5 protein-coding genes and 1 pseudogene are annotated in these 5,098 nt (G+C 73.7%); 2 read left to right on the plus strand and 4 right to left on the minus strand.

Annotated elements, in window-relative coordinates; genetic code table 11:
• Positions 1-1,100: pseudogene (locus ABD844_RS48495) on the minus strand (hypothetical protein); the annotation flags it as partial.
• A 530-nt stretch (positions 1,101-1,630) separates the two neighbouring features.
• On the opposite strand from ABD844_RS48495, the gene ABD844_RS48500 reads away from it, so the two are divergent.
• Entirely contained in the window at positions 1,631-2,644 is a 1,014-nt protein-coding gene (locus ABD844_RS48500; RefSeq protein ID WP_344895407.1) for a DUF4037 domain-containing protein, read from the plus strand.
• Positions 2,645-2,720: 76 nt separating this feature from the next.
• Here ABD844_RS48500 and ABD844_RS48505 read toward each other — a convergent pair whose 3' ends face one another.
• From ABD844_RS48505 to ABD844_RS48515, 3 genes are read right to left on the minus strand one after another with little or no spacing between them, the layout of a single operon-like run.
• The gene (locus ABD844_RS48505; protein ID WP_344895410.1) at positions 2,721-3,515 is read right to left on the minus strand and encodes an SRPBCC family protein; all 795 of its coding nucleotides are present in this window, start codon (positions 3,513-3,515) and stop codon (positions 2,721-2,723) included.
• Positions 3,512-3,826 carry an ArsR/SmtB family transcription factor gene (locus ABD844_RS48510; RefSeq protein WP_344895413.1) on the minus strand — a complete coding sequence of 105 codons (315 nt, stop codon included), beginning with the start codon at positions 3,824-3,826 and terminating at the stop codon, positions 3,512-3,514. Before ABD844_RS48510 ends, ABD844_RS48505 begins: the two co-directional genes overlap by 4 nt.
• Before the next feature lie 51 nt (positions 3,827-3,877).
• Entirely contained in the window at positions 3,878-4,639 is a 762-nt protein-coding gene (locus ABD844_RS48515; protein WP_344895415.1) for a MerR family transcriptional regulator, read from the minus strand.
• 70 nt (positions 4,640-4,709) lie between these two features.
• Here ABD844_RS48515 and ABD844_RS48520 point away from each other — a divergent pair.
• Positions 4,710-5,098 (plus strand): MerR family DNA-binding transcriptional regulator (locus ABD844_RS48520; protein WP_344895418.1); only part of this gene is annotated, 389 nt, incomplete at its 3' end.

The raw sequence follows: 5,098 nt of genomic DNA on the forward strand, positions 1-5,098 counted from the left end.
GACGAGTCGCCCAGGGACATGACGGCGTTGTCCTGGTCCCAGCACAGATCGCCGGTCTTCTTCCCGTCGATCATGCACGATTTGTACTTGCGCTCGACGTAGCCGCCCGGGTTCAGCTCGAAGCCCTCACCGGCCCAGGACGCCTGGTTGTTGGTGGAGGCGGTGCGCCCGTCCACGCTCTGCGAGGAGTAGCCGAGTGACAGCTCGGGCTCGTCGCCGCCCAGCGACGGCGGGGTGCGCAGCTCGTAGCTCCAGGTGAAGTCGCCGGTCTGGGCGCCCACGCTCCAGTCGGCGGAGGGGGCCAGCGAGGTGGCGGAGTGGTCGCCGGACTGGCCGGAGGCGGCGGCGGTGACCGCGTAGACGGCGCCGGTGGTGACCTCGGCGGTCAGCGTGCCGTTCTTGGGGTCGTTGCGGCTGGTGACCGGCTCGGGTTGCGGGCAGGCCGCGGTGGCGGTGGCCGCCTTGAGGCCGCATTCGGCCAGTTTGACCAGGCGTAGGCGGGCGCCGTAGTCGCCGCCGAAGGCGTAGCGGAAACCGGAGTAATCGATCTCCAGCCGGGTCTTCCGCTCGGCCTTGGCCGAGGCCGCGGCGACGCCCTGGCCGGGGGAGACGCGCATCGCCAGGCCGAGCCGGTCGGTGTCGAGCAACTCCACGGTGACCGGCTCCGGCTCGGCGGCGGCCGTGGTCTTGGCCTGTTGCGGGGCCAGGCGGACGGGGAAGCCGGCCGCGAGGGTCCTGGCGGTGGCGCCGCCGAGCTCGGCCTTCTGCGGCTGGGGCCAGGTGACCGCGGGCGGCGCCTGCCACGCCTGCTTCTGGGCGGGGTCGGCCGCGGCCGGCTGAACGGGCACCCTGGTGCCGGGGACCGGGGTCTCCTGCTGGGTGGAGGGCGCGGGGCGGGAGGCGGCCTGGGCGGGCATGGCGTAGGTCAGCGGCACGACCAGGGCGACCGACAGCGCGGCGGCGAGCCTGCGCGGCCAGGGGGAGGGGGGCTTGGGTTCCTGGAACCGGTTCCAGGAGGGGTCGGGCAGGTCGGGTTCTGCGGCGGTCGGAAATCGATTCCAGCGGGATTCGGGCAGGTCTAACTCGTCCGGTAGGTCCATGAGAACCTCTCCCAGGTGGTGGGGGTGCGGCGAATCGGGACGTACGTTGCGGGGGACTTATGGGGCAGGGGACGGTGTCACGCGGTGTGCTGGGCGTTCTGCTCCGTGCTCGGCGCCCCGCCGTACGCGCGGGCGTCGTCTATCTGATCGGCGGCGGAGACGGCGGGACCGGGGCGCTTCGGCGGATGGCCGGACGCGGTCCAGGCGGTGGGGTGATGCCGCCCTGGCCGGCCCTGTGGCGTCGCGCATGCGTACCTCCGCCCGTTCTGAGCAGGGACTACGCGCGGACAGCGAACGCCCGGGCGTCTCCGCGATCCTCGGTTGACGATCGGATTCTCGCCCTCGGCATCCGGGAGGTCCAGAGTTCTGCTCATTCTGCTCAGGATTCCTTCAGCGCGGCGGCACCGGCTGGAGATATCCGTCAGACGGCCGCCGCCATGGTCCCGGGGCCGGGGGAAATTCGGGTGAGGTTCGGGAGGGCCTGGTGCAGAGTTGATGGGGTGATGTCCGATTTTGTACCTGGTATTGAGTTGTCCCGCGCGTTCTATGGCGAGGTGGTGGCGCCGCTGGTGTCAGGGGTGGCGCATGGTGCGGCGTTGATCGGGCCGGGGTCGGAGGTGCTGGAGTTCGACACGGCGCGTTCGGCCGATCATGACTGGGGGCCGCGGGTGCTGCTGTTCGTGGCGGCCGGGCGGGTGGCCGAGGTGGAGGCGAAGGTGGTGGCGGGGCTGCCGGACCGCTTCGGCGGGCTGCCGACGGTGTTCGGCTACCACGGGCGGGTGCGGCCCGGGGTGGCGGTGGCGGAGCTGGGGGAATGGCTGGTGGAGCGGCTGGGCTTCGATCCGCGGGCCGGGGTGTCGCTGCTGGACTGGCTGGCGGCGCCGTGGCAGAGCCTGGCCGAGGTGACCGGCGGCGAGGTGTTCCACGACGGGCTGGGGGAGGCGGGGCTGGAGGCGGCCCGGGCGGCGTTGCGCTGGTATCCGCAGGACGTGTGGCGTTACGTGCTGGCCTGCCAGTGGCGGCGGATCGCGCAGGAGGAGCCGTTCCCCGGCCGGTGCGGCGAGGTGGGCGACGAACTGGGCTCGGCCGTGGTGGGGGCGCGGCTGGCGCGGGAGGTGATGCGGCTGGCGCTGCTGCTGCGGCGGCGCTATCCGCCGTACGCGAAATGGCTGGGCAGCGCGCTGGCGCGGATGCCGGGGTCGGCGGAGCTGGCCGAGTCGCTGGGCTCGGCGGTGGCGGCGCGGTCGTGGCGGGAGCGGGAGGAGGGGCTGGCGGCGGCCTACGGGCGGCTGGCGGCGCTGCAGAACCGGATGGGGCTGGCCGAACGCCTGGACGAGGGCGTGCGGGGCTTCCACGACCGGCCGTTCCGGGTGATCGGCGGGGACCGGTTCGCCCAGGCGCTGATGTCGTCGGTGGGGGATCCGGCGATCAGGGGACTGCCGCCGGTGGGGTGTGTGGATCAGTTGTCGGACTCGACGGATCTGCTGGTGGCGCCGGGCCGGGCGCGGGCGGTGACGGCGGCGGCCCTGGGCCTCACCGCCTGATATCCCCCCTTTGTGATCTACAGTGTAAAGGGCGAGAATTCGGACACATCGGTCTCTCGCCCTACACCCCACACCCTCAGGCGAGGAGGGAGGCCGCCAGGTCCTCGACGCGGACCCGCCAGGCGTGCAGGGTGGCGGGGTCGCCGGCGTGGGTGACGATGAGCCGCGCGCCCTGACCGGTGCCCTGGGCCAGCTCCCACCGGACGATCCCAGCCGGCGTGTCGTACTCCAGGAGCTCGGCGGTCTCGGCGCGGATGACGGGCCCGGCCGTCACACCGGGGACGGTGAAGGCGGCCGGCGGCGGGGCCCCGGGGGTGGCGCCGGGCCCGCCGAGGAGGTTCCAGACGTCGTCGGCGGGGCGGACGAGCTGGCGTTCGACGCGGGCGCCGCCGTCGTGGACCGTGGCCGACGGCAGGCCGAGGATGGCGATGTAGTCCTCGTGCAGGCGGGCGGACGAGGCCGGGCCGGGCTCGGCGGGCCGGGCGGGGGCGCGGCCGTCGAGGTGGGCGAGCATCGCCTGGATGCAGGTGTGCCAGCCGGCGGCGAAGCTGGCGGCGCCGTGCCGGTCGGCGAAGGTGTGGGAGAAGGTGAGCAGGGTGCCCCCGCCGTCGGGGGTGAGCTGCCAGCTCAGCACGTCGTCCCCCCAGGTGTGGGTGAAGGTGCGGGGCGGGTCGTTGGCGGTGATGCGGCCGTCGGGGCCGAAGCCGTAGCCGATGTGGTCGCCGTCGATGGTGACCTCGGCGGGGAACCAGGCCGCCAGGTGCTCGGGCCGGGTGATGGCGGCCCAGACCTTCTCCGGCGGGTGGGGCAGGCGGCGTTGCAGGCGCAGGGTGGTGCGGCCGTCGGGGTGCAGGGTGAGGGCTTCGTTCATGGGGTGTGGTCCTCCATGGTGTCGAGGTGGTGTTCGAGGCGGTCGAGGGCGGTGTTCCAGAGCCTGCGGTAGGGGGTGAGCCAGGCGTCGACCTCGGCCAGCGGCTGGGGGCGCAGCTCGTACCAGCGGCGCTGGGCGTCCTTGCGGACGGTGACGAGGCCGGCCTGGCGCAGGGTGCGCAGGTGCTTGCTGGTGGCGGGCTGGGTGAGGCCGAGGTGGTGGGTGAGCTCGTTGACCTGGTGGGGGCGTTGCAGGAGGAGGTCGAGGATGCGGCGCCGCGCGGGCTCGGCGAGGACGTCGAAGGGCGTCATGCCCGCGAATATACCGCGCGGGCTATATGCCTGCAAGGGAATGTGCGGGGGTCAGGAGGCCGCGCGGCGGGCGTTGGCGTGGATCGCGGCCCGCAGGTAACCGGCCAGGCCCGGGGCGAGCGCGTCGAAGACGGCGGTGAAGCGGGGGTCGCCGGTGTACAGGTCGCCCAGGCACGCGTGCAGGTCGTGGCCGCAGTCGTAGAACCAGCGGGTGATGTGGCCGCGGTGGCGCTCGGCCAGATCCATCGCGTGCGGGCTCTCGGCGGGCAGCCCTGACCTGAACGCGGCCACCAGCTCCTCGTCGAGCGCGCCCGCCTCGGCCTTGAGCCGCAGCCAGTCGGCCTTGGTGTAGGCGGCGACGCGGCGGCGGCTCTCGGCATAGGCGGGACCGTGGCCCCAGCGGCGTTCGACCTCGGCGTCGTGGTCCTCGGGACGGAAACCCGCGAAGACCTCGAACCGCTCGGCGGGGGTGAGCGTGATGCCGGCGGCGCGGGCCCGCATCGCGCGCTCGACGGCGGCGATGACCTCGCCCAGGCGCTCGGCCTTGCGGCTGAGCAGCTCGTGCTGGCGGCGCAGGTGGGTGAGCTCGTCAGCGGAGGGCTCGTCGAGGATGACCGCGATCTCGTCGAGGGGGAAGCCCAGCTCCCGGTAGAGGAGGATCTGCTGCAGGCGCAGCAGATCGGCGTCGGTGTAGCGGCGGTAGCCCGCGTGGCTGCGCTCGCCGGGGGTGAGCAGCCCGATCTCGTCGTAGTGGTGCAGCGCGCGTACGGTGACGCCGGCCAGCCGGGCGACCTGCCCCACGGAGAAGCTCATGGCCTCTACCTTGCCCTCTCGCGTGGGGTGAGGGTCAAGCCGGGTGGACTCTCCCCCGGAGGGAGGGCCCATGCTGGTGCCCATGGACGAGGAGCCGCTGGAGGAGGAACTGCTGCCGATCGGCCGCTTCGCCCGGCTGGGCCGCCTGAGCGTGAAGCAGCTGCGGCGCTACGACGAGCTGGGGCTGCTGCGGCCGGCGTACGTGGACGAGGAGAGCGGCTACCGCTACTACCGGGCCTCGCAGGCGCGGGAGGCGCTGTCGATCGGGCTGCTGCGCTCGCTGGACGTGCCGCTGGCCGTGGTCGGGCAGGTGCTGGCCGGTTCGGCGGCGGCGCTGGCGGAGGTGCGCGACGGGCTGGAGGAGGAGCTGGCCCGCAGGCGGCGCACGCTCGGCGTCCTGGAGCGGGTGATGGCCCACGGGCTGCCCGCGGCGCCCGTACGCGTGGTGCGGGAGCCGGC

It is taken from the genome of Nonomuraea antimicrobica (genome assembly GCF_039536965.1).
GTDB classification, from domain to species: domain Bacteria; phylum Actinomycetota; class Actinomycetes; order Streptosporangiales; family Streptosporangiaceae; genus Nonomuraea; species Nonomuraea antimicrobica.